We start from the raw sequence: 26,752 nt of genomic DNA on the forward strand, positions 1-26,752 counted from the left end.
ATCTCCCGTGATGGGCATCCGGTACCAGCATGCGTCGGTTGGGATGAGTCCCTGTCCCTTCGCCGGCATGACCCGGATCAGGTTCAAAGGGTTTCCGCGGTGCCGTCGCCCGGATGGGCGAAGGCCGGCGGTGTCTCAGCTCCTTCCGGAGCACCCCTCGGAACGAGCCGCCACTCTAGAGGATGACGGAGACGTGTCAACGCGAGGCGCCGCATGTCGCGCGGCGACGGGCGCGCCGGCGCCGGTGTTCGCCGTCGGGACGCGCGGCGGTGTGCTCGGAGTGGTGGGCGAGCACCGCGCGTGTCGTTCGGCGAAACAATGCGGTCGGCGCGATCCGCGCTCTCAGGCCGCGACTCCGCCGGGCGACGGCGCCGCGATGGACACGTCGGGCGGCGGCCCGAGTGCCCGGTCGAGCGACAGTGCGCTGGCGAAGCCGGGCCGGCCGAACAGCCAGCCCTGTGCCTCGCTACAGCCGGCGGCGCGCAGCAGCGCCACCTGGTCCCAGGTCTCGACGCCCTCCGCCGTGGTGGTCATGTCGAGCGCCTTGGCGAGGTTCATGACCGTGCAGACGATGGCGGCGCAGTCGGAGCGGCTCGACAGCTCGCTCACGAAGGAGCGGTCGATCTTGATCTTGCTGAACGGGAAGAGCTGGAGATAGCTCAGCGACGAGTAGCCGGTGCCGAAGTCGTCGAGCACGATGTGCACCCCGAGGGCGGCGAGCTCGTGCAGCACCGCGAGGGTGCCCTGATCCTTTTGCAGCAGCACCGATTCGGTGATCTCCAGCTCGAGCCGGTTCGGAGTCAGCCCCGAGGCCGCGATGGCGCCGCGCACCACCTCCACCAGGTTGCCGCTGCGGAACTGGACGGCCGACAGGTTGACGGCGAGGCGGATGTGCGAGGGCCACGCGGCGGCGACCCGACAGGCAGCGTCGAGAATCCATTCGCCGAGCGGGATGATGAGACCGATCTCCTCGGCCACCGGGATGAACTTGTCGGGCGGCACCAGGCCGCGCTCGGGGTGGCGCCAGCGCACCAGGGCCTCGACCGCGCAGGGCCGGAAGGTGGCGAGCTCGACGATCGGCTGAAAGTGCAGCTCGAACTCCTGCCGCACCATCGCCTCGCGCAGTTGGAACTCGAACTCGCGCTGCTGGCGCACGTCGGCGTCCATCTCGGGCTCGAAGAAGCGGAAGCAGCCGCGGCCGTCCGCCTTGGCACGGTAGAGCGCGAGGTCGGCACTCTTCAGGATTTGGCTCGGCTCCACGCCGTCTTGCGGCGCCACCGCGATGCCGATGCTGATGCCGATGACGATACGCTTGCCCTCGATCTCGTAGGGGGCGCGCAGCTCGCGCAGCAGGGTGGCGGCCAGCGTGGCGGCGCCAGTGCGTGGATCGCCCGCCGTCACGTGAATGACCGCGAACTCGTCGCCGCCGATGCGGCCGAGCGTGTCGGCCCGGCCGCCATGCCGCCGCAGGCGGTCGGCCACCGCCTCCAGCAGCGCGTCGCCGGCGGTGTGGCCGAGCGAGTCGTTCACCGACTTGAACAGGTCGATGTCGAAGATCAGCACCGCGAAGCCGACGCCGGTCGCCTCCATGCGGGTGATCGACTCCGCCATCCGCTCGCGCACCAGCGTCCTGTTGGCGAGGTCGGTGAGCGCATCGTGCCGCGCCATGTGGGCGATGCGGGCCGCGGCGCGGGTCCGCTCGGTGATGTCCTCGTGCACCGACACCCAGCCGCCGTCGCCGGTCGGGTCGTTGAGCACGGCGATGACGCGCCCGTCCGCCATCTCGCTGGTGAACTGGCCGGATCGGCGGCCCGAATTGGCCCGCATCACCTCGACGAGGGTCTGCTCGACATCACCCGAGAAGGTGCCGATGGCGCGCCTCTGTTGCAGCAGCTCGCGCAGCGTCGCGCCGGGCCGGGTGACGTCGCGGGACAGCCGATACATGGCGCGATAGCGATCGTTGCAGACCAGCAGGCGCCCGTCCCGGTCGAACATGCACAGGCCGTGCGACATGCTGTTGAGCGCCGCATCGAGGCGCCAATTGACCTGCTCGAGCTCGCGCGACTTCTCGTGCAGGCGGGTCTCGCGCTCGGCCAGCGACGCCTCCGAGGAGAGCACGCGGCTGAACTGGCAGGAGAGGGCGTAGAGCAGGATGGTGGCGCAGATGACTCCCAGCAGAGTCCCGCCGCCGATCACCATGGCATTGGCGCGCCACGATTCGAGCGCCGTCTCGAGGAGGATGGCGGTGCTCACCGCCATCGAGGTGCCGGGCACCGGGTGAACGGCCACGATGCGCGCCCGGTCGTCGGAAACGGTGCGGGTCAGGAAGCTGCCGCCGCCGGTCGCAATGATGTCGTACCAGCCGGTGTCGCGGGGAATCCACGGCCCTTCCAGGCCGGTGAGCTTCGGCTGGTTGCTCAGGATCGCGCCGTCCGTGCGCGAGACGATGAAGGAGCGGCCGTTGAAGGACGCGAAGGCGCTTTCGATGTGCTGGAGCAGCCGCAGGTCGACCCCGACCGACACGAAGCCGACCGGCTCGCCGGAGGCGTTGTGGATGCGCCGGCTCATGTAGAACAGGGTGATCCCGTGCGACGTGAACGGCCGGCTGACGATCAGCCCGCTGGCGTCCTGCACCCGGCCGGGTGCCGCGACGTCGTAGGCCGGACCGGGATCGACCGGGCCGGTCTTGTCGTGCACGGACGCCAGCGTGCCATCCACGGCACTGATGCGGATCACCTGGGCCGCCGGCACACGGACCAGGCGGTCATGGAAGAACTGCACCATGTGGGGCGTGGCGAAGTGTGCCCGCAGCTGCTCGGGCGTGACGATGCCGAGCTCCGGCGCCACGTCGCGAATTTCGATCAGCAGGCTGTCGATCGGCGCGATGGTGTCGATCAGCTCGGAGGTGATCAGCCGCGCCACCGTCATGCTTTCGCGCTCGGCGCCCCGAATGGACTCCTTGCGCAGGAAGTCGAGCGTGATGCCGACGGCGCCCGCCGCCACGCAGATGGCGAGGCCGGCCAGGGCGATGAGGATGCGGAACGAGAGCGGTGGCTTCGGAGCGATCATGACCGGGCGGCGCGGACCAATACTCCCTGCCATTTAGCTGAATTGGATTAATGGAAGCGAAAGCCGAAAGGTTTTTTCCAGGCTGCCGCACGTCGTTCTGCTTACTTATGCTTTCGGGCGAGGCTAGTCTATTTTGATGTGGCTAGTCGTCGGCGTCGCGCCTGCCGGCGGTCGCGCTCGCCGCGGCGTGGCGGCCAAGCAGAGAGCGCGGCGTTGCGGTAAAGAAAAAACGGCCGGTTCCGAGGCATTCGGAACCGGCCGAGATGGAGAGAGGCTCAGGGAAGTGGTGGAGCGAGAGGCCGGCGGAGGCGAGCCTCCGGTCGGCGTGACGATGGCGGCCGATCAGCCGCGGGCGTCGCGCGCCGTCTCCACATGGCGATCGCGCGACGGAAGAACGATGACCCGGGTGCCGACATTGACCCGGCCGTAGAGATCGATCACGTCGGCGTTGATCATGCGGATGCAGCCGGAGGACACCCGCGTCCCGATCGTCTCGGGCGCGTTGGTGCCGTGGATGCGATAGATGGTGTCGCCGAGATAGAGGGCGCGGGCGCCGAGCGGATTGTTGGGACCGCCGGCGACGAAACGCGGCAGATAGGGCTGGCGGCGCACCATCTCGGAGGGTGGCGTCCAGTCCGGCCATTCGGCCTTGCGGGTGACCGACTGGGTACCCGACCAGCGGAAGCCGTCGCGGCCGACCCCGATGCCGTAGCGGACGGCGCGGCCGTTGCCGAGCACGTAGTACAGATAGGTGTTGGGGGTATCGACGATGACGGTGCCGGCCGGCTCGCCGGTGCGATAGTCGACGATCTGGCGGCGGAAGCGGGCGGCCGGCTCGGCCGAGCCCTCGTGGCGCGAGATCACGCCGTCGGTCGTGGCGGCCGCCGGCGGCGGCGCCATCACGGGCGCGAACAGCATGAACGGATTGGCGGCGGCCGCCGTTGAGACGAGCGCGAACGCCGCTGCGGCGACGAGGACGCGACGAGACGATGTCCGTGTCATGATTCCACCCCCGTGTTCCCCGCCTTTATGTCGGCTCATCTCTTCAGGCGGTTCGAACACGGGCCGAGCATTTTTAATTGCAATTTAAGATATCTCCGAGCGCCCGAGCGGCAGGCCCCGCGGGCGCCCGCGAAACCTGGGCACACCCCCGATTTGCTGCGATTTTGTGCGGTTCGACGCAGGCGCGAGCCGGCGGAGGACGGTGACGAATCGTCAACCATGCCGACAGATCGCACGCCCCGGCCGTCATCCTCGGCGGTGCTGCGGCCGGCGGCCAATCGGCGCTCCCGGACGGCGCTCCCGCTCGGCGCTCGCGCTCAGCGCTCCGGCGTGGCGTGCCAGCCCACCACCGCGCCGGCAACCGCGTCGGTGGAGGCGAAGTAGGGCTTGATGTCGACGAGCGGTGTGCCGTTCAGGCAGTCGAGGCCGACGACGGAGAGGCGCGTGCCCTCGAGGCCGACGAGGCGCACCACGCTGGCGGCGACCGGGTTGGGCCGCACCGGCGAGCGCAGCGCGAAGGTGCCGCGCGCCGTGCCGTGACGGCGCGGCACCTGGACAACGAGGTCGCGGCGCGCCTCGTGCATCCAGTACAGCACCAGGAGATGGCTGCACGTCTCCACCCCGGCGAGGGCGGCGGCCCAGCGCGGATCGACCACCACGGTGCACACGGCGTCCGACTCGCGGGCGTTGCGCGGGCACGCGGCGCGATCCCGCCACGGGGTCTCGATATGGCCGATGAAGTAGAGGCCGGCGTCGAAGCGCTCCGGCAGCGGCACCGCGATCTCGCCCGGCCGCGGCGTGTCGGAGGTGTCGACGGCCGTCTCGGCAGGAGGTGGGGAGAGGCTGGTATCGGGGGCGGGCGGGTGAGCCATGGCGAGCCTCGGGGCGGATGGGATCGCGGAGCGGCAAGCGTCCGGCCGGCGGACACGGGGCCGCCTCGCTGGGCCGTAGCGTCGGCCGTCGCTGGTCGTGTTGCCGGAATATTAGCAGAATCCGGGTTTTTCGATGAGCGAGGCAGCCGATGCCGCCGCCGCCCGGACCTTCCCTGTTCAAGGCATAAAGATATCTTTATGTCTTTCGCGAAGTGTGCCTATATGCGGGGGTGCGGCCGGGCGCTCCGGCCGGCACATCCCGGTCCGGAGATCCCGGCTCGGACACCTCGAAGGACCGATCGGCCATGGGCCAGCGCCTGAGCTTCGACGCCCTCAACGCCGCCCTGAAGGCGGCGGCGGAGGAAACGCGGCTGCGCATCCTGGCGCTGCTCGCCGAGAGCGAGCTGACGGTCTCCGACCTCACCGACATCCTGCGCCAGTCGCAGCCGCGCATCTCGCGCCATCTCAAGCTGCTGGCGGAGGCCGGGCTGGTCGAGCGGTTCCGCGAGGGCTCGTGGGCGTTCTTCCGGGTCGCCGAGCAGGGCGAGGCGGCCGCGCTGGTGCGCGCCCTGCTGGCCCGGCTCGATCCGGCCGACCACACCCTGGGACGCGACCGCGAGCGGCTCGCCGCCGTGCGGGCGGCCCGCAACCAGGCCGCCCAGGAGTATTTCCGCCGCCACGCCGCCGAGTGGGACCGCATCCGCCGGCTGCACGCCGCCGACGCGGCGGTCGAACAGGCGATCGTCGAGGCGCTGGCGGAGCGCCCGTTCCGCTCGGCGCTCGATCTCGGCACCGGCACCGGCCGCATGCTGGAGCTGTTCGGGCACGAGATCGAGCGCGGCCTCGGCATCGACCTGTCGCGCGACATGCTGGCGCTCGCCCGCGCCCGGCTCGACCGTGCCGGCCTGCGGCACTGCTCGGTGCGCCACGGCGATCTCTACGATCTCGCCATGCCGCCGGATTCGTTCGATGTCGTCATCCTCCACCAGGTGCTGCACTTCCTCGACGACGGCGCCCGCGCGATCCGCGAGGCGGCGCGGGTGCTGCGGCCGCAGGGCCGGCTGCTCGTCGTCGACTTCGCGCCCCACGAGCTCGAGTTCCTGCGCGCCGAGCACGCCCACCGGCGGCTCGGCTTTCCGCGCGAGACCATCACCCAGTGGCTGGAGCAGGCGGGCCTGGAGCCCACCCTGCACCGCGTGATTCCGCCCGAGCCGGGCTCCGACGGAACCCTTGCGGTGACGCTCTGGCTCGGCCGGGACCCACGCATCGCCATCGCTGCCCAAACCCGAGAGGTCGCCTGATGTCGCCGCCGACCGAGCCCCGCCAGAGCCGCGTGTCCCACGAGCGCAACGGCATGCGGGTGTCCTTCGAGTTCTTCCCGCCGAAGTCCGACGAGATGGAGCGGACCCTGTGGGAGTCGATCGAGCGGCTGGCACCGCTGCGGCCGCACTTCGTCTCGGTTACCTACGGGGCCGGCGGCTCGACCCGCGAGCGCACCCACGCGACGGTGAAGCGCATCCTCGACGCGACGCCGCTGACCCCGGCCGCGCATCTCACCTGCGTGGCGGCGACCCGCGACGAGGTCGACGACGTGGTGCGCAGCTATGTGGTCGCCGGTGTCCGCCACATCGTGGCGCTGCGCGGCGATCCGGTCGGCGGGCTCGGCACCGCCTATGCGCCGCATCCGGGCGGCTATCTCAACGGCGCCGATCTGGTCGGCGGCATCAAGCGGCTCGCCGCCGTCGAGCACGCCGACATCGAGGTGTCGGTGTCGGCCTATCCGGAGCGCCACCCCGAGAGCCCGTCCGACGCCGTCGATCTCGACATGCTGGCCGCCAAGGTCGATGCCGGCGCGAGCCGCGCCATCACCCAGTTCTTCTTCGACAACGATCTCTACTTCCGCTACCTCGACCGCGTCCGCGCCCGCGGCATCACGATCCCGATCGTGCCCGGCATCCTGCCGGTGCAGAACTTCAAGCAGACTCGCGTGTTCGCCGAGCGGGCGGGCGCCTCGATCCCGTCGTGGCTGGCCGATCGCTTCGCCGGGCTCGACGACGATCCGGCGACCCGCAAGCTGATCGCGGCGGCGGTGGCGGCCGAACAGGTGTTCGACCTGGTCGATCGCGGCGTCACCGAGTTTCACTTCTACACCATGAACCGCGCCGATCTCGTCTACGCGGTGTGCCATCTGCTCGGCCTGCGGCCGGTGGCCTCGCCGGCGTCCGCCGGCGCTGCCGCCACGGCCGAGGCGGCGGCGTGAGCGGACGTCGTTGTCGTGACGCGAGGCGCCGACTCTCCCTCTCCGGGTTCTCCCTCTCCCAGCGTGCGGGGAAAGGGTCGGGGTGAGGGGCTCCTTCGGTGCTCGAGAACCGGAACTGATTCACCTGTTCAGCCTTCAACGAACCCGCTCCGCCGCGGGAGAGAAAGCCGAAAGAATGACCAAGCCCGTCGCCGCTCCGTCTGAGACCGAGACCGCCCTTCGCGCGCTGGCGCGTGAAAAAATCCTGGTGCTCGACGGCGCCATGGGCACCCAGATCCAGGAGCTGAAGCTCGACGAGGCGGCGTTCCGCGGCGAGCGGTTCGCCGACACGCCGCGCGACCAGCGCGGCAACAACGATCTCCTGATCCTGACCCGGCCGGACGCCATCCGCGACATCCATCTCGCCTATTTCCGGGCCGGCGCCGACATCGTCGAGACCAACACCTTCTCGTCGACCCGCATCGCCCAGGCCGATTATGGGCTCGAGGACGTCGTGTTCGAGCTCAACCAGCAGGGCGCCCGGCTCGCCCGCGAGGCCGCGGTGCTGGCCGAGAAAGAGGACGGCCGCCGCCGCTTCGTCGCCGGCGCCATCGGCCCGACCAACCGCACCGCGTCGATCTCGCCCGACGTGTCCAACCCGGCGTTCCGCGCCGTCACCTTCGACGAGCTGCGCCTCGCCTATGCGGAGCAGGTGCGCGGCCTGCTCGCCGGCGGCGCCGACCTGCTGCTGATCGAGACGGTGTTCGACACCCTCAACGCCAAGGCCGCCATCGTGGCGATCGAGGAGATCGCCGAGGAGACCGGCCGCCGCGTGCCGCTGATGATCTCCGGCACCATCACGGATCTGTCCGGACGCATGCTGTCGGGCCAGACCCCGGAGGCGTTCTGGAACTCGGTGCGCCACGCGCGGCCGCTGTCGATCGGTCTCAACTGCGCGCTCGGCGCCAAGGAGATGCGCGCCCATATCGCCGAGATCGCGCGGGTCGCCGACACGCTCGTCTGCGCCTATCCGAACGCCGGCCTGCCCAACGCCTTCGGCCTCTACGACGAGAGCCCGGAGTTCATGGCGGAGCTGATCGCCGAGTTCGCCGATGCCGGTCTTGTCAACATCGTCGGCGGCTGCTGCGGCACCACGCCGGCCCATATTCGTGCCATCGCGGCGGCGGTCGCCGGCAAGGCGCCCCGGGAGGTGGCGCGGCCGAAGCCGTTTCTGAGGCTGTCGGGGCTGGAGCCGTTCACGCTCACGCCGGAGATCCCGTTCGTCAATGTCGGCGAGCGCACCAACGTCACCGGCTCGGCCAAGTTCCGCAAGCTGATCAAGTCCGGCGACTACGCGGCGGCGCTCACGGTGGCGCGCGAGCAGGTCGAGAACGGCGCCCAGGTGATCGACGTCAACATGGACGAGGGCTTGCTCGACGCCCACGCCGCGATGACCACCTTCCTCAACCTGGTCGCCTCGGAGCCCGACGTCGCCCGCGTGCCCGTGATGGTCGACTCGTCGAAGTTCGACGTCATCGAGGCCGGGCTGAAGTGCATCCAGGGCAAGGCGATCGTCAACTCGATCTCGCTCAAGGAGGGCGAGGAGGCGTTCGTGCAGAACGCCCGCACGGTGCGCCGCTACGGCGCTGCCGCCGTGGTGATGGCGTTCGACGAGCAAGGCCAAGCCGACACGGTCGCCCGCAAGACGTCGATCTGCCGGCGGGCCTACGACATCCTTGTGAACAAGGTCGGCTTTCCGCCCGAGGACATCATCTTCGATCCGAACGTGTTCGCGGTGGCGACCGGCATCGAGGAGCACGACCGCTACGGCCTCGACTTCATCGAGGCGACCCGCTGGATCAGGCAGAACCTGCCGGGCGCCCATGTGTCGGGCGGCGTCTCCAACCTGTCGTTCTCGTTCCGCGGCAACGAGCCGGTGCGCGAGGCGATGCACTCGGTGTTCCTCTATCACGCCATCCAGGCCGGCATGGACATGGGCATCGTCAATGCCGGCCAGATGGCCGTCTACGACGATCTCGATCCGGAGCTGCGCGACGCCTGCGAGGATGTGATCCTGGCCCGCCGGCCGGATGCCTCGGAGCGGCTGCTGGCGCTCGCCGAGCGGTTCCGTGGCCAGACCCGCGAGGCCGAGAAGGCGACCCAAGAATGGCGTGGCTGGCCGGTCGAGAAGCGGCTGACGCACGCGCTCGTCCACGGCCTCACCGAGTTCATCGCCGAGGATGTCGAGGAGGCGCGCCGCGCCGCCGCGCGTCCGCTGGACGTGATCGAAGGTCCGCTGATGGACGGCATGAATGTCGTCGGCGACCTGTTCGGCGCCGGCAAGATGTTCCTGCCGCAGGTGGTCAAGTCGGCCCGCGTGATGAAGCAGGCGGTCGCCTGCCTGATGCCCTACATGGAGGAGGAGAAGGCGCGGTCGGGCGGCGGGGGCCAGAGCGCCGCCGGCAAGATCGTGCTCGCCACCGTGAAGGGCGACGTCCACGACATCGGCAAGAACATCGTCGGCGTCGTGCTCCAGTGCAACAACTACGAGGTGGTCGATCTCGGCGTGATGGTGCCGGCCGCCAAGATCCTCGATGCGGTCGAGGCCGAGAAGGCCGACATCGTCGGCCTGTCGGGCCTGATCACGCCGTCGCTCGACGAGATGTGCCATGTCGCCGCCGAGATGGAGCGGCGCGGCCTCGACGTGCCGCTCTTGATCGGCGGGGCGACGACCAGCCGGGTCCACACCGCCGTCAAGATCGATCCCAACTATCGCCGCGGCCAGGCGGTGCATGTCAACGACGCGAGCCGTGCGGTCGGCGTGATGGCGTCGCTGTTGTCGAAGGAGCAGCGCGGCTCCTACGTGGCGGAGATCCGCCGCGAGTACGAGAAGCTCGCCACCGCGCATGCGCGCGGCGACGCGCAGAAGCGCCGGCTGTCGCTCGCCGACGCGCGCGCCAACCGCCTCGCGCTCGACTGGTCGGGCGCCTATGTGCCGCCGCGGCCCGGCTTCCTCGGCCGCCGCGTGTTCGAGAGCTACGATCTCGCCGAGCTGGTGCCCTATATCGACTGGACGCCGTTCTTCTCGACCTGGGAGCTGGCCGGCCGCTATCCGGCGATCCTCGACGACGCCATCGTGGGCGAGGCGGCGCGGGCGCTCCATGCCGACGCGCGCAAGATGCTCGACACCATCGTGCGAGAAGGCTGGTTCAAGGCCGCCGGCGTGGTCGGCTTCTGGCCGGCGGCGTCGCAGGGCGACGACATTCTCGTCTATGCCGACGAGGAGCGCGGTGCGCCGATCGCCACGTTGCACACGCTGCGCCAGCAGCTCACCCGCCGCGAGGGCCGCGCCAACTTGGCGCTCGCCGATTTCGTCGCGCCGGTCGGGAGCGGCCTGCGCGACTACGTGGGTGGCTTCGCGGTGACGGCCGGTCTCGGCGAGGACGCGGTGGCGGACCGTTTCAAGGGCGCCAACGACGACTACTCGTCGATCATGGTCAAGGCGCTCGCCGACCGGCTGGCGGAAGCGTTCGCGGAGCGCATGCACGAGCGGGTGCGCCGCGAGCTGTGGGGCTACGCGGCCGACGAGGCGCTGTCCAACGAGGCGTTGATTGCCGAGCAGTATCGCGGCATCCGGCCGGCACCCGGCTATCCAGCGCAGCCCGATCACACCGAGAAGGGCACGCTGTTCGGCCTGCTCGATCCCGGCGCCCTCGGCCTGACGCTCACCGAGAGCTTCGCCATGTGGCCGGGCTCGTCGGTGTCGGGGCTCTATTTCAGCCACCCTGAGGCGCACTATTTCGGCGTCGGCAAGATCGAGCGCGACCAGGTCGCCGATTACGCGGCCCGCAAGGGCTGGTCTCTCGGCGAGGCGGAACGCTGGCTGGCGCCGATCCTCAACTACGTGCCGGCGGCGCGCGAGCCGGCCGCCGCCTGATCGGCGCTCCGCCGCCGCGTGTCGCGCCGGCGCTCCCTCGCCCCGCGAAGCGGGGAGAGGGTGGGGGTGAGGGGCTGCGGTGGCCTCGGTGTCTCAATGGCGGTGACGCCCCCTCACCCGCCGCGCTTCGCGCGTGGACCTCTCCCCGCCCGCGGGGAGAGGTGGTGCTGGGGGTGGCCCGCCAGCCATGCCCATGCACCCGCTCCAGGTGGATCGGCTGTCGCTCTAGAAGTCCTTGCGTGACCGCATTGTCGACGGCGAACCGGCGTCCACTTCGCCGGACAATGCTCTAGCGAACGAACCGCGCCACGATCTCGACGTGGTACGAGAAGCGGAACTGGTCGACCGGCGTCACGTCGGTCAGCCGGTAGCCGCCCGCCACGAGGATCGCGGCGTCGCGCGCGAAGGTGGCGCTGTTGCACGAGACCGCGACCACCACCGGCACCTTGCTCTGGGCAAGCGCCCGGGCCTGCGCCTCGGCGCCCTGGCGCGGCGGATCGAACACCACCGCATCGACCTTGCCGAGCTCGGCGGCGACCAGTGGCCGGCGAAAGAGATCGCGCGCCTCGGCGGTCACCGGCTTGAGGCCGGACGTGGTGGCGGCCGCCCGCGTCAACGCCGCCACGCTGGCTGCATCGATCTCGGCGGCGCGGACCCGCATGCGCTCGGCGAGCCGCAGCGTGAACGGCCCGAGCCCGGCGAACAGGTCGACGACGCTCTTCGCCTCGCCGACATGGCGGTCGACCAGGCGAGCGAGCTGGCGCTCGCCCTCGGCGGTCGCCTGGAGGAACAGGCCGGGCGGCAGCGCCACGGTGGCGCGCCCGATGGTCACGGTCGGCGCCGTGCGCTGCACCACCAGCTCGCCGTGGCGGGTGAGGCGGGCGAGCCGGCGGGTCTCGGCCACCGCGGCGAGCGCCCGGGTGCGGCCGGGCGTCAGCGGGCCGGAGCCGCGGACGTCGACGTCGAGGCCGCCGTCGGTGGCGGTGATCTGGATATCGAGCGGCTTCTTCAGCGGCTGCACCGCCTCGGTGATGGCCCAGGCGGTTTCGATGGCGCCGGCGAGCGCCGGGGCGGTCACCGGGCAACGATCGATGGGCACGATGTCGTGGGCGCGCTGGGCCGAGAAGCCGACCTCCAGGATGTCGTGGCTGCCGCGGCGGGCATGCAGCACCACCCGGCGGCGACCTTCGCCGTGGGCGTCGATCAGGTCACCGACCGCGGCCTCGAGCCCGGCGGTGCGCAGCGCCTCCACCACCAGCCCGCGCTTCCAGTCCCGGTAGAGGTCCCAGCCGAGATGCTGGGTGGCGCAGCCGCCGCAGACGCCGAAATGCGGGCAGATCGGCGCGATGCGCGCGGGACTCGCGGTCTCCACCCGCACCAGCCGGCGGCGGTCCGGATGGCCGGGGATCGGCTCCACCGTCACGGTCTCGCCGGGCAGCGCGAACGGCACGAAGACGGGCTCGTCCGGCAGGTCGACGACGCCGTCGCCGCGGCGGCCGAGGCGGTCGATGGTGAGGCGCTCGGTCATGAGTCACTCGCGGGCGTCGAGGCCGCCGGCGTGCCGCGGCGGGCCACCAGCAGGAATTCGTGGTTGCCGTCGCCGCCGGTGATCGGCGAGGGCAGCAGCGGGCCGACGACGCAGCCGAGCCGACGCACCAGCAGGGTGACGCTGTCGCACACCGCCGCATGGACGGCGGGATCGCGCACCAGCCCCTTCTTCACATGCTCGCGGCCGGCCTCGAACTGCGGCTTGATCAGCGCGACGAGGTCGCAGTCCGGCGCGGCGAGCGCCAGGGCGGCCGGCAGCACCAGAGCGAGCGGGATGAACGAGACGTCGACGGCTACCAGCGACGGCGGTGCGTCGAAGGCGGTGGGGACGAGGCTGCGGATGTCGGTGCCCTCCAGCGACACCACCCGGGGATGCTGGCGCAGCCGCGGGTGGAGCTGGTCGCGCCCGACATCGACCGCATAGAGCTTGCGGGCGCCGCGCGAGAGCATCAGCTCGGTGAAGCCGCCCGTCGAGGCGCCGACGTCCAGGCACACCCGTCCGGCGGGGTCGATGCGGCCGGCATCGAGCCCGGCGGCGAGCTTCAGCGCCCCGCGGGACACGAACGGATGGGCCGGTGCGGCCTCGATCACGGCATCGGGGCGCAGCATGTCGGAGGGCTTCGCCACCCGGGCACCATCGGCGGAGACGAGGCCGGCCGCGATCGCCGCCTGGGCGCGGGTGCGGCTCTCGAACAGGCCGCGATCGACCAGCAGGCGGTCGGCGCGCAGGCGAGGGGCGCGCAAGCGAAGGGACATGGGCAGCGGTCTCGTTCGGTCGGCGGAGTCGCCCGGGGGCAGGGCGAAACGCCGCGTCGGAGCGGATGCTGTTCTTGCGGGGGACGGGAGGCCGGGTCAAGCCCGTGCGTCGCACGGTGGCGCGGGGCGAACGACGAGCCGAAAACGACGACGGCCGGGCGAGCCCCGGCCGTCCGGAGAATTGCCGGGCGAGGCACCGGCCGGTGCCTCCGCCATGCGGATCAGGCGCTGCTCTTCACCGTCTCCTTGGCCATGTCCTTGCCGAGCGCCTCGAACACCTTGGCGACGATGCCGCGGCGGTCGAGCCCGGCCACGGCGTACATGGCCGCCTGGGTGTCGTGATCGATGTAGATGTCGGGCAGCACCATGGCGCGCACCTTGAGGCCGCGGTCGAGGGCGCCGTGATCCGCCAGGGCCTGGAGGCAGAAGCTGCCGAAGCCGCCGACCGAGCCCTCCTCGATGGTGATCAGCACCTCGTGCTCGCGCGCGAGGCGGAGCAGGAGGTCGGTGTCGAGCGGCTTGGCGAAGCGCGCGTCGGCGACCGTGGTGGAGAGGCCGAGGGCGGCCAGCTCGTCGGCGGCGGCGAGACACTCGGCCAGCCGCGTGCCGTAGGAGAGCAGCGCCACCTTGTGGCCCTCGCGCACGATGCGGCCCTTGCCGATCTCCAGCGGCTGGCCTTCGAGCGGCATCGGCAGGCCCATGCCCTCGCCGCGCGGGTAGCGCAGCGCGGTCGGGTGGTCGTCGACGGCGACCTGGGTGGCCACCATGTGGACGAGGTCGGCCTCGTCGGCGGCCGCCATCAGGATCATGTTGGGCAGGCAGCCGAGATACGCCACGTCGAAGGAGCCGCCGTGGGTGGCGCCGTCGGCGCCGACCAGCCCGGCGCGGTCCATGGCGAAGCGCACCGGCAGCTTCTGCAAGGCGACGTCGTGGACGACCTGATCATAGGCGCGCTGAAGGAAGGTCGAGTAGATGGCGACGAACGGCTTGTAGCCCTCGGTGGCGAGACCAGCCGCGAAGGTGACGGCGTGCTGCTCCGCGATGCCGACATCGAAGCAGCGGGTCGGGAACAGGTTGCCGAACAGGTCCAGCCCGGTGCCGGACGGCATCGCCGCCGTGATGGCGACGATCTTGGAGTCCTTGCGGGCCTCCTGCACCAGCGCCTCGGCGAACACCTTGGTGTAGGACGGCGCCTTGGCGTTGGACTTGACCTGCGCGCCGGTGGCGACATCGAACTTGACGACGCCGTGATATTTGTCGGCCGACACCTCGGCGGGCGGATAGCCCTTGCCCTTCTGGGTCACGCAGTGGACCAGGATCGGCCCCTTGCGCTTGGCGTCGCGCACGTTCTTCAGCACCGGCAGCAGGTGGTCGAGATTGTGGCCGTCGATCGGCCCGACATAGTAGAAGCCGAGCTCCTCGAACAGCGTGCCGCCGTGGGTGATCATGTTGCGCGCGAACTCCTCGGCGCGCACCGCCTGCTCGTGCAGCCGGCGCGGCAGATGAGCGGCGACCTGCTTGCCGATCTCACGCAGCGACAGATACGACTTTCCGGTCATCAGCCGGGCCAGATAGGCCGACAGCGCGCCGACCGGCGGCGCGATCGACATGTCGTTGTCGTTCAGCACCACGATCAGGTTGGAGTCCATGGCGCCGGCATTGTTGAGCGCCTCGTAGGCCATGCCGGCCGACATGGCGCCGTCGCCGATCACCGCGACGACGTGGTTCTTCTTGCCGCCGAGGTCGCGTGCGATCGCCATGCCGAGGCCGGCCGAGATCGAGGTCGACGAGTGGCCGGCTCCGAACGGGTCGTAGTCGCTCTCGCTGCGCTTGGTGAAGCCGGAGAGGCCGCCGCCCTGGCGCAGCGTGCGGATGCGATCGCGCCGCCCGGTGATGATCTTGTGTGGATAGGCCTGATGGCCGACGTCCCAGATCAGGCGATCCTCGGGTGTCGAGAACACGTAGTGGAGCGCGACCGTCAGCTCGACCACACCGAGCCCGGCACCGAGGTGCCCGCCCGTCTGGGATACGGCCGCAATCATCTCCTGGCGCAGCTCGTCGGCGAGCTGACGCAGCTCGCTCGTCTCCAGACGACGCAGGTCCTCCGGGAAGATCACGCGATCGAGCAACGGAGTATTGGATGACTGGGGCAAATGACTACCTCCCGCGGGGGTCGACAACGAATTCCTGTCAAGGGCTTACACCAGATCGGCGCAGTCTGACAAACGGCGCCGGCCAGTTCCGTCGGCGACCGAAGTCGCCGCGGAGGGGCGGAACCGGGTGCCACTATTCAGCGTTCACCCTCGTCCTCATGTCAACAGCTGTTGACATGAGCTCTCCGATCCCAGGTTCGCGTTTACGAGAACCGCGCCGACCCGGGCTCGCCGTCCTCGATGTTCTTCTCGACGTCGAAGTGATGATCGTCGGGACCTTCCGAAACTCACGTGCGCCCGCACCTTCGCTTCCACTTCACGGCAACCCGGGTTCGAGATGGCTCTACGTGCATATTGGACGGGTTACCTGACGTACTCCTCGGTGTCCTGGGCGGCCGCCTTGGTTCCGGTCGTCTCCACATTGCAGCGCATCCGTTTCAACAGTGTTAGTCGCACGACAGGCCATCGGGTTCGCACCGACTTGGTCGACGCGGAAACCGGCGATCCGGTTCCCGAGGAGGATCGGATCAAGGGTTATCCGCTTGCGCGGGGACGCCGCATGCGCCCGTGTCTCGGTCGATGAAGAAGGTCGGCTGAGGCGCCGCCGGCGGCGACACGAGTGGGAGTACGTCGGACATGGCGCTCGACGTCTATCGGAGAAAGCGACAGTTCGACGTGACGCCGGAGCCGCGCGGCCGCAAGGCGCGTCGCCGCGGCGACAGCTTCGTGGTGCAGAAGCACGCGGCGCGGCGTCTGCACTACGACTTTCGTCTGGAGCTCGACGGCGTGCTCAAGAGCTGGGCGGTGACCCGTGGCCCCAGCCTGGTGCCGGGCGAGAAGCGGCTCGCCGTCGCGGTCGAGGATCATCCGCTCGACTACGGCGGCTTCGAGGGCACCATCCCCAAGGGTCAGTATGGCGGCGGCACCGTGATGCTGTGGGACCGCGGCCGCTGGGTGCCGGACGGCGACCCGCATGCGGGGCTCGCCAAGGGCCATCTCGGCTTCACGCTCGAAGGCGAGAGGCTGAAGGGCCACTGGAATCTCGTGCGGATGGCGCCGCGCCGGGGCGAGCGCACCGAGAACTGGTTGCTGATCAAGAGCTACGACGCCGCGGCGCGCACGCCGTCCGATCCGGATCTGCTGGAGGAGGCGACCCTGTCGGTGGCGACCGCGCGCTCGCTCGACGAGATCGCGGCCGGCGCGAAGCCGAAGCGGCGATCGGCCGTGAAGGCCGCCGCGGTGTGGCACTCGTCGCGCCGCGAGGCGTCGCCCGACACCGAGCCGGCGCCGGCATCGGCGCGCCCTGGCGCGAGCCCACCGCGGCGACCCAAGACGACCCCGCCGCCGAAACGCTCGTCGCGCGCGGCGCGAAAGGCGGGCGCCGACCCGCTGCCCGATGTCGTGCCGCCGTGTCTCGCGACGCTCGTGGCGGCGCCGCCGGACGGGCCGGGCTGGATTCACGAGATCAAGTTCGACGGCTACCGCATCCAGGCGCGGCTGGACCACGGGCGCGTGACATTGCTGACCCGCAAGGGGCTCGACTGGACCCGTCGGTTCTCCGCCGTCGCCCGTGCGGTCGCGGCGCTACCGGCCGAGACGGCGCTGATCGACGGCGAGGTGGTGGTCGAGAACGCGGCGGGGCTGTCCGACTTCGCGGCGCTTCAGGCATCGCTCGAAGCCGGGCGCGACGACTTCGTCTACAACGTCTTCGACCTTCTGCATCAGGACGGACGCGACCTCACGGGGCGACCTCTGGCGGAGCGCAAGGCGGCGCTCGCGGCGCTTCTCGGCGCGGCGCCGGTAGACGGTGTGCTGCGCTTCAGTGATCATCTCGCCGACTCCGGCGCCGTGGTGCATGCCCATGCGTGCCGCATGGGTCTCGAAGGCATCGTGTCCAAGCGCGCCGACGCGCCGTACCGCTCCGGGCGCGGCCACGACTGGATCAAGAGCAAGTGTGCGGACCGCCGGGAGCTGGTGGTCGGCGGCTTTCGTCTGGCCACCGGCTCGACGCGCGCGGTCGGGGCGCTCGCGGTGGGCGCCTACGAGAACGATGCCCTGCGCTATCTCGGACGGATCGGCACCGGCTACACCGAGAAGACGGCGCGTGAGCTGTTCCGCCGCCTCGATCCGCTGCGGCGGAAGACCATGCCGTTCGCCAGCCTGCCGGGCGACGAGCGCCGTCGCGACATGGTGTGGGTCGAGCCCGCGGTGGTGATCGAGGCGGAGCTGCGCGGCCGCACCGGCAGCGGCTTGGTGCGCCACGCCGCCTTCAAGGGATTGCGCGAGGACAAGTCTCCGCACGAGGTGGTGGTGGAGACGCCGGTCACGGCGTCGCCGGTGCCGGCGACCGAGGTGGAGGATGTGATGGCATCATCGAAGTCGGCGTCGTCGCGGGACGGGACGACAGGTCGTCGGCCTGCCAGCAGATCGTCGTCACGGTCCTCGTCTGTCTCCGCGGAGCCCCGGCGGTCTTCACCTCTCCCCGCGGGCGGGGAGAGGGAGAGCCGCGGCCGTGCTTCCCGTCCTGACCTCTCCCCGCGAGCGGGGAGAGGTCGACCGAGCGCAGCTCGGTCGGGTGAGGGGGCGCCTCCGCATCGCCACATCTCGCCCCCTCACGAGATCTGGGGGCCCCCCCCCCCCCCGCCCCCCCCCCCGCCCCCCCCCCCCCCCCCCCCCCCCGCCTCCGCATCGCCACATCTCGCCCCCTCACGAGATCTCTGCCCCTCACCCCGACCCTCTCCCCGCAGGCGGGGAGAGGGAGAGCCGCGGCCGTGCCGCGGGCACGAGCGGGAAGAGGGAGAGCGGCGGCCGGGCCGCGTCGGCAGGCGCCCCCAAGCTCACCAATCCGCAGCGGGTCTACTGGCCCGACCTCGACATCACCAAGCAGGACCTCGTCGACTACTACGCCACCGTGTGGGACTGGATGGCGCCCCATGTGGTGCGGCGGCCGCTGGCGCTGCTGCGCTGTCCGAGCGGCGTCGGCTCCGAATGCTTCGTGCAGAAGCACGCCCATGCCACCTTCGACCGCAGCCGCATCCTTGCGGTCGACGACGGCGGCGAGGAGCTGATCGCCATCGACAGCCTCGACGGCCTCGCGGCGTTGGTGCAGGCCGGCGTGCTCGAGGTGCATGTGTGGGGGTCGACCATCGACCGTGTCGACGTCTGCGACCGGCTGGTGTTCGATCTCGATCCCGGCCCGGAGGTCGGCTGGCCCGCCGTGATCGATGCCGCCAAGGAGGTGCGCGACCGCCTCGCCGCCGACAAGCTGGAGAGCTTCGTCAAGACGTCGGGCGGCAAGGGCCTGCATGTCGTGGTGCCGTTCGATGGGGCCGACTGGAGCACCGCCAAGGCGTTCTCCAAGCGGCTCGCCGAGGCGATGGCGACGGACGCGCCCGACCGCTACGTCGCCAAGATGACCAAGAGCATCCGCACCGGAAAGATCTTCGTCGACTATCTGCGCAACGGGCGCGGCGCCACCGCGGTGGCGGCGTTCTCGCCGCGGGCGCGGCCGGGGGCCGGCGTGTCGACGCCGGTGGCGTGGCGCGAGGTGACGGCGCGGCTGTCGCCGGCGCGCTGGACGCTGCTCAATCTCGGGGACCGGCTGAAGCGCCTGAAGGCCGATCCGTGGTCGGGGTTCGGCGCCGTGCGGCAACGCCTGCCGGGGACGTGAAGCGCGCGCCCGATCAGCCGATATCGAGCGGCTCGGTGCCCTTGGGCTTGCCGGCGGCGTCCAATGTGATCTTCTGCACCCGCGCCTCGGCCTGGCTCAGCAGCTCCTCGCAGCGGCGCTTGAGCGCCTCGCCGCGCTCGTACATGGCGACCGATTCCTCGAGCGGTACCGCGCCGCTCTCCAGGCGTCCGACGATTCCCTCCAGCTCGGCGAGGGCGCGCTCGAACGACAGCGTGGCGACGTCGGCGGGCTTCTTTTCGCTCATGGGCGGGCGACTCCGGAAGGACGGACGGGCAGGCGACCGGGATGGGCGGGAGGAGCCGGCCGGATGGGGCGGAGAAAACCCCGACCCGCGGAAAATGTCCACCACCAAGCCCCCCGCCGCGGCGGGCCTCGCCTCAACCCGCCGGCCGCCCGGCCGCTTGGTCGGCCGTTCGTCCGGCCGCCTGGCCGGCCGGCACCGAGGTGTCGGCGTTGAACGGCTCGGCATGGCCGATGGCGCGGCGGACCTGCGGCTGCACCCGGCGCAGATCGCGCTCCAGCTCGTCCACCGCCCGATGCGCGGCGAGCACGCTGCGGGTCGGATCGACATGACAGTGGAACACCACGAGGTCGCCGTCCGGGGTCTCGCGCAGCCGCACATCGTGGATGTTGCGCAGCGCCGGATGCTGCCCGACCAGCGCGCCGAGCGTGTCGGCCACCGCTGCGACCCGGGCGGGCGGGGCCTCGCGTCCCTCGGTCAGGGGCGCCTGCAACGGCTCGATGTGGGTCTCCACCTCGACCGCGGGACCGAGCTCGGCCACGATGGCGTCCTCCAGCGCGGTCGCGATCTCGTGGGCGGCGCCCATCGGCATGTCGCCGTCCACTTCGAGATCGAGGGCGACGGTCAGTCGCTCGCCGATCGACTGGACGGTGAGGTGATGCACCGCGAGCCCGCGGTTGCGGGCGATCACCATGATACGCTCCTGCACCGACTCGTCGTCGAGCGCCACCGGCGTGGTGCTGATGGTGACGTCGGCCTCCGCGTCGTCGAGGGCGCTCGCCACGGCGGTGTGCAGGCGGGTCTTGAGGGCGGCGACGCGATCGAGCGGCAGGGTCCGCGGCACCGCGAGCGCGACGTCGACGAAGTGCCGTGCGCCCACGGTGCGGACCCTCAGCCGGTCGACGCGCACGATCCCCGGCATCGCCGTGATGGTGCGGGCGACACGGTCGCGCACGCCCGGCGGTGCGGTGTCCATCAGCGACTCGATGGTGCGGCGGCTCATCCGCACGCCGAGCGCCGCCACGATGACGGCGACCGCCAGTGCGGCGGCGGGGTCGCCCCACGCCTGGCCATAGGCGGCGAGCACCAGCCCGATGATCACCGCGACCGAGCCGTAGAGATCCGAGGCGAAGTGGAGCGAATCGGCCTCCAGGGCGTGGCTGCCGGTCTCCCGCGCGGTCTTGCGCAGCACATGGGCGCGCCAGCCGTTGACCACCATCTCGACCGCCAGCACACCGAACGGAATCCACGAGAACACCGGGGTCGAGCCGCCGTGAATCAGCCGCTGCACGCCTTCGACCGCGATGCCGCCGGCGAGCAGGAACAGGAGCGCCGTCTCGGCCAGCGCCGCCAGGCTCTCGACCTTGCCGTGGCCGTAGTGATGGTTGGCGTCGGGCGGCCGATCGGAGACGCGCACCGCGTACCAGGTGACGAGCGTGGCGCCGAGATCGATCAGGCTGTGCAGGGCGTCCGAGATCAGGGCGAGGCTGCCGATCGCGATGCCGATGGCGAACTTGGCCAGGGCGAGGCTGCCGCTCGCAAGCACCGAGACCGCGGCGACCCGCTCCTTCTTGCTCAACATGAGAACGATCCTTCGCGACGGTCCTGCGTGCGACGGCTCCGCGTGAGGTGGTCCCGCGCGGACGTCGCCTCCTCGTCCGCCGCAGCGGCAGGCTCACCAGCAGACGCGCCCGCGGAGGTCCGGCGAGCGCGCGACGCCATGGCGGCAAGATAACCGAAACGGGCTGGAAAAAATACGGCGGCCGCCCACGCCCGCCGTGACCGTGCCGTTGGGACCTCGGGATGAGACGGCAGCGGATACGGACGAGCGAGGCGACCGCCCTACAATCGTCTCGCCTGCAATTGCGGCATCAACGTGCCGCGCCACTGCGACTTCACGGCAATTTCGGTGCGACATCCGACCGATTCGATCGCCCCGCGGGGTCCAACCTTTCCGCATATTTCGGAACGACGGGGCGAAGTCGGCGGTCTTGCCTCACAGCATCTCGAGCGGCACCTTTCGTCGCGGCGGCGGGAACGCTTGGTCCAGCGCCGCGAGATCGTCGGCGTCGAGGTGCAGATCGAGGGCGCCGCGGTTCTCCCGCACATGCTTCTCGTTGCCCGAGCGGGGAATCGCGATGACGTCGTCCCGTCGCAGCACGAAGGCGAGCGCCACCTGGGCCGGGGTCGCGCCGTGCCGGTGGGCGACGGCGGCGAGCACGCGATGCTTCAGCACCCGGCCCTGCTCGATGGGCGAGTAGGCCATCACCGGGATGTGGCGCTCGGCGCACCACGGCAGCAGGTCGAACTCGACGCCGCGGCGAGCCGGATTGTAGAGAATCTGGTTGGTGGCCACGGCGTCGCCGCCGGCGAGCGCCGCCAGCTCCTCCATGTCGTCGACATCGAAATTGCTGACGCCCCAATGGCGGATCTTGCCGGCCGCCTTCAGGGTCTCGAACGCCTCCAGGGTCTCGGCCAGCGGAACATGGCCGCGCCAGTGCAGCAGGTAGAGGTCGATGCGGTCGGTGTCGAGGCGCACCAGGCTCGATTCGCAGGACGCGATGGTGCCGGTCCGGGTGGCGTGGTCGGGCAGCACCTTGCCGACCAGGAACACCTCGTCGCGGCGTCCCGCGATGGCCTCGCCGACGATCTCCTCGGCGCGCCCCTCCGCATACATCTCGGCGGTGTCGATCAACGTCATGCCGAGATCGAGACCGAGCCGCAAAGCGGCGACCTCGCGGTCGGCGGGGCGCAGGTTCTCGCCCATGCCCCAGGTGCCGAGCCCGAGCACCGGGACGGTCTCGCCGGAGGGCAGGAGGGTGGTGGGAACCGGAGAGGCGGGAACGGACGGCACGGTGGGACTCGCGGCACGGAACAACCGGACGCCTCCTGTACAGCACCGGCCGCCGCCCGGCCAGACTTGGAGGCCGGGGGCCGTTCCCCGAAAGCCGGGCCGTGCCATGGTCCGCATGGCCGGATCGCCGCCGTCGCATGGCGCCGGCTCGGGCCGGGTTCGGCGGGCTCCTCCCGACCCGTGCCGGAAAACCGAAGAGGGCGCCGTGGCGCCCCGCTCCGTCGTGCGTCCGATCGGTGCGCCGCCGCCTCAGGCGGGACGTGCCGCCTCGGCCGTCTTGTCGGACGCCGCCTGCGCGGCCTTGGCCAGCACGCTGCGGCGTTCGCGATGGATCATGTAGAGGGTCGCCAAGGCGCCCAGGATGCTCGTCCCGATGCCGAGATACCAGATGCCCAGGAACTCGGTGTAGAAGGCGCCCCCCTTGACCGAGTAGGTGGCGGCCATGAAGCCGCTGACCGACAGCGCCGTGGCGCCGGCGAACTGTCCCACCATGTTGATGATGCCCATGGTGAAGCCGGCCGAGCGGACCGACCAGATCTCGGCCGCCGAGGCATTGACCAGCGGGAAGATGTTGATGATCACGCCGGCGAAGAAGGCGAGCAGGCCGAGCGAGATGGTGTTGGGGATGTGCAGCGTGAACAGGAAGAACACGCAGGCGATGATGGCGAGCCCGGCGGCGATCACGGCGGCCCGCGGGATGCCGCGCTTGAGCAGCCGGTCGGAGATCCAGCCGACGCCCGGGGTGCCGACCACGCGGCCGATCACGTACATGGTCGCCATGCCGCCGCCGGCGATGATGGCGGCCTCCTTGGTCAGGCCGTACTCCTGGATGTAGAAGTCGGTGGCATAGAGCGGCAGCCAGCCGGGCACCAGGCGGGTGGCCACCATGTAGGCGGACCACACCAGCGACATGATCCACAGTGCCGGGTCCTTGGCGATGATGCCGAGAGTCTGGCGATAGGGCAGGGTCTGGTGCTCGTCCTTGTCCTCCTGCTTCTCGATCGAGGGCAGGCCCAGGTCGGTGGGCGAGGAGCGCAGCATCAGCAGGGCGAGCATCGCGAACAGGAACACGACCATCGCCATCAGCAGGGTGGAGGCCCGCCATCCGGTGACGCCGAACAGGCCGCCCTTGGCGAGCACCACGGCGAAGATCGGGATGAGCAGGAAGGTCAGCACCTCGCCGAGCCCGCCGCCGGGCCCGGAATACATCTCCATCGCGAAGCCGCGCTCCTTGATGGAGAACCACTTCGCCAGCGCCGAGGTGATCGGCACATAGCCGGCGGCCGCCACCACGCCCATGGCAGCCCGCCAGATCACCGCTTCGGTGAAGGTGCCGCTGAACGCGAAGCCGGCCAGGAACAGGGACAGGATGCCGATGCCCACCGGGATGACCCGTCGGGTGCCCCAGACATCGGCGGCGGTCCCCCATGGGATCTGGGCGACCGCGTAGGCATAGAAGAAGGCGGAGCCGAGAAGGCCCAGCTCCGGCTTCCCGATGTGGAGGTCCTCCATCAGATATTTGGTGATCGAGGCGTAGTTCCAACGCACGAGCTGCGACGTGCAGTAGACCAGCATGCACGCCAGCAGAATGACCCAGCGATAGTTCGCTTTGTTCTTCAGGAACGTCGTCATGGGAAGGTACTCGATCTGCGTCGAAGGGATGGATGGTCGGTGAGCAGGTTCCCTCGTTTTTCGTAGGTCGGGGCTTTCGGTAGAATCCTCCCGGATCGAAGCGGCTGATCGGTCGTCACACCCGCTCGATCAGCATGGCCAGTCCCTGGCCGACGCCCACGCACAAGGTGCACAGGGCGTAGCGCCCGCCCGTACGGGCGAGCTGGTGCACCGCGGTGGTCGCCAGCCGGGCGCCGCTGGCGCCGAGCGGATGGCCGAGCGCGATGGCGCCGCCATAGGGGTTCACCCGCGGATCGTCGTCGGCGATCCCGAGCTGGCGCAGCACCGCCAGGCTCTGGGCCGCGAACGCCTCGTTCAGCTCGATCACGTCGATGGCCGCGAGGTCGACCGACAGGCGGGCGAGCAGCTTTTGCACGGCCGGCACCGGGCCGATGCCCATGACGCGCGGCGCGACGCCGGCCGACGCCATGCCGAGGATGCGGGCGCGCGGCGTCAGGCCATGCCGTTGCGCGGCCGCCTCGCTCGCCACCAGCAGGGCGCAGGCGCCGTCGTTGACGCCGGAGGCATTGCCGGCCGTGATGGTGCCGTCCGGCCGCACGATCGGGCGCAGCTTGGCGAGCGCCTCGATGGTGGTGGCGCGCGGATGCTCGTCGCGCTCGACGCGCAGCGGCTCGCCCTTCTTCTGCGGCAGCTCCACCGCGACGATCTCGTCGGCGAGCGTGCCGTTCTCCTGGGCGCGCGCCGCCTTGTCCTGGCTGCGCAGGGCGAAGCGATCCTGGTCGGCCCGCGACACCGCGAAGTCGGTGGCGACGTTCTCGGCGGTCTCCGGCATCGAGTCGGTGCCGTACTGCTTCTCCATGCGCGGATTGACGAAGCGCCAGCCGATGGTGGTGTCGTAGACGCGGGCGTCGCGCGCGAACGGCGTCGCCGCCTTGCCCATCACGAAGGGCGCGCGCGTCATGCTCTCGACGCCGCCCGCCACCGCGAGGTCCATCTCGCCGCACGCGATCGCCCGCGCCGCCTGGCCTACCGCCTCGAGGCCCGAGGCGCACAGGCGGTTGACGGTGACGCCCGGCACCGTCTCGGGCAGGCCGGCGAGCAGCGCCACCATGCGGGCGACGTTGCGGTTGTCCTCACCGGCCTGGTTGGCGTTGCCGTAGAAGACGTCGCCGACCGCCGCCCAGTCGACCTGCGGATTGCGCCGCATCAGGGCGGTGATCGGCGTGGCGCCGAGATCGTCGGCACGCACCGACGCGAGGGCGCCACCATAACGGCCGAACGGGGTGCGGATGGCGTCGCAGATGAAGGCGGAAGTCATGGACGTCTCCTCTTGGCGGGTCAGGTGCCGCGTCGCAGCGGCACCCCGCACAGTTTTTCGAGTGCCTCGAAGGTGAGGCCGGGGACCAGGTCGTGGGCGACGGTCCCCTGCGGCGTGATGTCGAAGATCGCGTGGTCGGTGTAGACCCGCTTGACGCAGCCGATGCCGGTGAGCGGGCTGGTGCAGCGTGACACCAGCTTGGATTTGCCCGCCTTGGTCAGCAGGTCCATCATCACGAAGACGGACTTGGCGCCGATCGCCAGGTCCATGGCGCCGCCGACCGCCGGGATCGCGTCGGCGGCGCCGGTGTGCCAGTTGGCGAGATCGCCGGTGATGGAAACCTGATAAGCACCGAGCACGCAATAGTCGAGATGGCCGCCGCGCATCATCGCGAAGGAGTCGGCGTGGTGGAAATAGGCGGCGCCCGGATTGGCGGTGACGTACTGCTTGCCGGCGTTGATCAGATCCGGGTCCTCCGCGCCGGGGGGCGGGGTCGGTCCCATGCCGAGCAGGCCGTTCTCGGTGTGCAGGATGATGGTGATGCCGGACGGCAGGCAGTTCGCCACCTCGGTCGGCGCCCCGATGCCGAGATTGACATAGGAGCCGTCCGGAATGTCGGCCGCGATGCGGGCGGCGATCTGCTTGCGGGTCAGGCGCTGGATGACATCGCTCATGCTGGCGGTCTCCGCGGGGGATGCGGTCAGGCGCGGGGGTGGTCGGGCTTCACCGCGACCACCCGCTTGACGAAGATGCCGGGGGTGACGACGGCCTCGGGATCGAGGTCGCCGACGGCGACCACCTCGGCGACTTGCGCGATCGTGCAGGCGGCCGCCGTCGCCATCACAGGACCGAAGTTGCGGGCGGTCTTGCGGTAGACGAGATTGCCGAGCGGATCGGCACGGTCGGCCTTGATCAGCGCGTAGTCGGCGGCGATCGGATATTCGAGCACGTAGTTGCGGCCACCGATCTCGCGGGTCTCCTTGCCTTCGGCCAAGAGCGTCCCGTAGCCGGTCGGCGTGAAGAAGGCGCCGATGCCGGCACCGGCCGCGCGGATGCGCTCCGCCAGATTGCCCTGCGGCACCAGCTCCAGCGTGAGCTCGCCCGACAGATAGCGCTCGTCGAACGCCTTGGAGTCGGCCTGGCGCGGGAACGAGCAGACGATCTTCCGCACGCGGCCGAGCCCGATCAGCGCCGCGATTCCCTGATCGCCGGTGCCGGCATTGTTGGAGATGATGGTCAGCTCCTTGGCGCCTTGCGCGATCAGGGCATCGATGGCCTCGAACGGCACGCCGGCATCGCCGAAGCCGCCGATCATGATCGATGCGCCGTCGGGCACGTCGGCCACCGCCTCGCCCAGCGAGTGGCAGATCTTGTTCATGGAACCTCCCCAAGAACCGGAAGCATACAGATATCGAACGATCGTGCGATAACCGCGCAAGC

18 protein-coding genes, 2 pseudogenes and 1 riboswitch are annotated in these 26,752 nt (G+C 70.5%); of the genes and pseudogenes, 6 read left to right on the top strand and 14 right to left on the bottom strand.

Features of this window, described 5'->3' with window-relative positions; translation table 11 throughout:
- Positions 1 to 36: 36 nt before the first annotated feature.
- Positions 37 to 168: riboswitch (TPP riboswitch) on the bottom strand.
- Between the two features lie 174 nt (positions 169 to 342).
- The 3 genes from ACFQUV_RS05065 to tsaA all read right to left on the bottom strand — a co-directional run bounded on the left by ACFQUV_RS05065 (position 343) and on the right by tsaA (position 4,943).
- Positions 343 to 3,069 (bottom strand): EAL domain-containing protein, encoded by a 2,727-nt coding sequence (locus tag ACFQUV_RS05065; RefSeq protein WP_207211573.1) that lies wholly within the window; start codon positions 3,067 to 3,069, stop codon positions 343 to 345.
- Between the two features lie 342 nt (positions 3,070 to 3,411).
- Positions 3,412 to 4,071 (bottom strand): L,D-transpeptidase, encoded by a 660-nt coding sequence (locus ACFQUV_RS05070; RefSeq protein ID WP_207211572.1) that lies wholly within the window; start codon positions 4,069 to 4,071, stop codon positions 3,412 to 3,414.
- A 317-nt stretch (positions 4,072 to 4,388) separates the two neighbouring features.
- Positions 4,389 to 4,943 (bottom strand): tRNA (N6-threonylcarbamoyladenosine(37)-N6)-methyltransferase TrmO, encoded by a 555-nt coding sequence (gene tsaA, locus ACFQUV_RS05075; RefSeq protein ID WP_378394295.1) that lies wholly within the window; start codon positions 4,941 to 4,943, stop codon positions 4,389 to 4,391.
- A gap of 305 nt (positions 4,944 to 5,248) precedes the next feature.
- Between tsaA and ACFQUV_RS05080 the strand changes: the two genes are divergently transcribed.
- The 3 genes from ACFQUV_RS05080 (at position 5,249) to metH (ending at position 11,119) form a co-directional block, all read left to right on the top strand.
- Positions 5,249 to 6,244, top strand: coding sequence for a metalloregulator ArsR/SmtB family transcription factor (locus tag ACFQUV_RS05080; RefSeq protein ID WP_129609733.1), 996 nt, complete (start codon positions 5,249 to 5,251; stop codon positions 6,242 to 6,244).
- Positions 6,244 to 7,203: a methylenetetrahydrofolate reductase [NAD(P)H] gene (metF, locus tag ACFQUV_RS05085; protein WP_244601631.1), complete on the top strand. Its 960-nt coding sequence runs from the start codon at positions 6,244 to 6,246 to the stop codon at positions 7,201 to 7,203. Before ACFQUV_RS05080 ends, metF begins: the two co-directional genes overlap by 1 nt.
- 175 nt (positions 7,204 to 7,378) lie before the next feature.
- Positions 7,379 to 11,119 (top strand): methionine synthase, encoded by a 3,741-nt coding sequence (metH, locus tag ACFQUV_RS05090; RefSeq protein ID WP_129609731.1) that lies wholly within the window; start codon positions 7,379 to 7,381, stop codon positions 11,117 to 11,119.
- A 289-nt stretch (positions 11,120 to 11,408) separates the two neighbouring features.
- Here the strand turns inward: metH and ACFQUV_RS05095 are convergent, their stop codons facing one another.
- The 3 genes from ACFQUV_RS05095 to dxs form a co-directional block, all read right to left on the bottom strand.
- Positions 11,409 to 12,647: a class I SAM-dependent RNA methyltransferase gene (locus ACFQUV_RS05095; RefSeq protein WP_129609729.1), complete on the bottom strand. Its 1,239-nt coding sequence runs from the start codon at positions 12,645 to 12,647 to the stop codon at positions 11,409 to 11,411.
- Entirely contained in the window at positions 12,644 to 13,423 is a 780-nt protein-coding gene (locus tag ACFQUV_RS05100; RefSeq protein ID WP_129609727.1) for a TlyA family RNA methyltransferase, read from the bottom strand. The genes ACFQUV_RS05095 and ACFQUV_RS05100 overlap by 4 nt, the downstream gene beginning before the upstream one ends.
- Positions 13,424 to 13,644: 221 nt before the next feature.
- Positions 13,645 to 15,576, bottom strand: a complete 1,932-nt coding sequence (gene dxs, locus ACFQUV_RS05105; protein WP_111387600.1) for a 1-deoxy-D-xylulose-5-phosphate synthase — start codon at positions 15,574 to 15,576, stop codon at positions 13,645 to 13,647.
- A 636-nt stretch (positions 15,577 to 16,212) separates the two neighbouring features.
- On the opposite strand from dxs, the pseudogene ACFQUV_RS05110 reads away from it, so the two are divergent.
- Positions 16,213 to 16,623 (top strand): annotated as a pseudogene (locus ACFQUV_RS05110) (DNA polymerase ligase N-terminal domain-containing protein); the annotation flags it as partial.
- A 53-nt stretch (positions 16,624 to 16,676) separates the two neighbouring features.
- On the opposite strand, the gene ACFQUV_RS05115 reads toward ACFQUV_RS05110, so the two are convergent.
- Positions 16,677 to 16,907 (bottom strand): hypothetical protein, encoded by a 231-nt coding sequence (locus tag ACFQUV_RS05115; RefSeq protein WP_378394299.1) that lies wholly within the window; start codon positions 16,905 to 16,907, stop codon positions 16,677 to 16,679.
- 136 nt (positions 16,908 to 17,043) lie between these two features.
- On the opposite strand from ACFQUV_RS05115, the pseudogene ligD (ACFQUV_RS05120) reads away from it, so the two are divergent.
- Together ligD (ACFQUV_RS05120) and ligD (ACFQUV_RS05125) are read left to right on the top strand one after the other, a co-directional pair.
- Positions 17,044 to 17,826 (top strand): annotated as a pseudogene (ligD, locus tag ACFQUV_RS05120) (non-homologous end-joining DNA ligase); the annotation flags it as partial.
- A 325-nt stretch (positions 17,827 to 18,151) separates the two neighbouring features.
- Positions 18,152 to 19,246, top strand: a complete 1,095-nt coding sequence (ligD, locus tag ACFQUV_RS05125) for a non-homologous end-joining DNA ligase (protein ID WP_378394597.1) — start codon at positions 18,152 to 18,154, stop codon at positions 19,244 to 19,246.
- 13 nt (positions 19,247 to 19,259) lie between these two features.
- Here ligD (ACFQUV_RS05125) and ACFQUV_RS05130 read toward each other — a convergent pair whose 3' ends face one another.
- The 7 genes from ACFQUV_RS05130 to ACFQUV_RS05160 all read right to left on the bottom strand — a co-directional run bounded on the left by ACFQUV_RS05130 (position 19,260) and on the right by ACFQUV_RS05160 (position 26,690).
- On the bottom strand, positions 19,260 to 19,511 hold the full coding sequence (locus ACFQUV_RS05130) for an exodeoxyribonuclease VII small subunit (RefSeq protein WP_129609725.1): 252 nt from the start codon (positions 19,509 to 19,511) through the stop codon (positions 19,260 to 19,262).
- A 133-nt stretch (positions 19,512 to 19,644) separates the two neighbouring features.
- Positions 19,645 to 21,090, bottom strand: a complete 1,446-nt coding sequence (locus tag ACFQUV_RS05135) for a cation diffusion facilitator family transporter (RefSeq protein ID WP_129609724.1) — start codon at positions 21,088 to 21,090, stop codon at positions 19,645 to 19,647.
- 414 nt (positions 21,091 to 21,504) lie between these two features.
- Positions 21,505 to 22,362: an aldo/keto reductase gene (locus ACFQUV_RS05140; protein WP_244601630.1), complete on the bottom strand. Its 858-nt coding sequence runs from the start codon at positions 22,360 to 22,362 to the stop codon at positions 21,505 to 21,507.
- A gap of 249 nt (positions 22,363 to 22,611) precedes the next feature.
- Positions 22,612 to 23,994: an MFS transporter gene (locus ACFQUV_RS05145; RefSeq protein WP_129609722.1), complete on the bottom strand. Its 1,383-nt coding sequence runs from the start codon at positions 23,992 to 23,994 to the stop codon at positions 22,612 to 22,614.
- Positions 23,995 to 24,109: 115 nt separating this feature from the next.
- Positions 24,110 to 25,312, bottom strand: coding sequence for a 3-oxoadipyl-CoA thiolase (gene pcaF / locus ACFQUV_RS05150; RefSeq protein ID WP_129609720.1), 1,203 nt, complete (start codon positions 25,310 to 25,312; stop codon positions 24,110 to 24,112).
- Between the two features lie 20 nt (positions 25,313 to 25,332).
- A complete protein-coding gene (locus tag ACFQUV_RS05155; protein ID WP_129609718.1) occupies positions 25,333 to 25,986 on the bottom strand; it encodes a 3-oxoacid CoA-transferase subunit B in 654 nt (217 codons plus the stop codon).
- Positions 25,987 to 26,012: 26 nt separating this feature from the next.
- Positions 26,013 to 26,690: a 3-oxoacid CoA-transferase subunit A gene (locus ACFQUV_RS05160; protein WP_129609716.1), complete on the bottom strand. Its 678-nt coding sequence runs from the start codon at positions 26,688 to 26,690 to the stop codon at positions 26,013 to 26,015.
- Between the last annotated feature and the right edge of the window lie 62 nt (positions 26,691 to 26,752).

This window comes from Rhodoplanes sp. P11, assembly GCF_964266735.1.
Lineage (GTDB): Bacteria > Pseudomonadota > Alphaproteobacteria > Rhizobiales > Xanthobacteraceae > Rhodoplanes > Rhodoplanes serenus.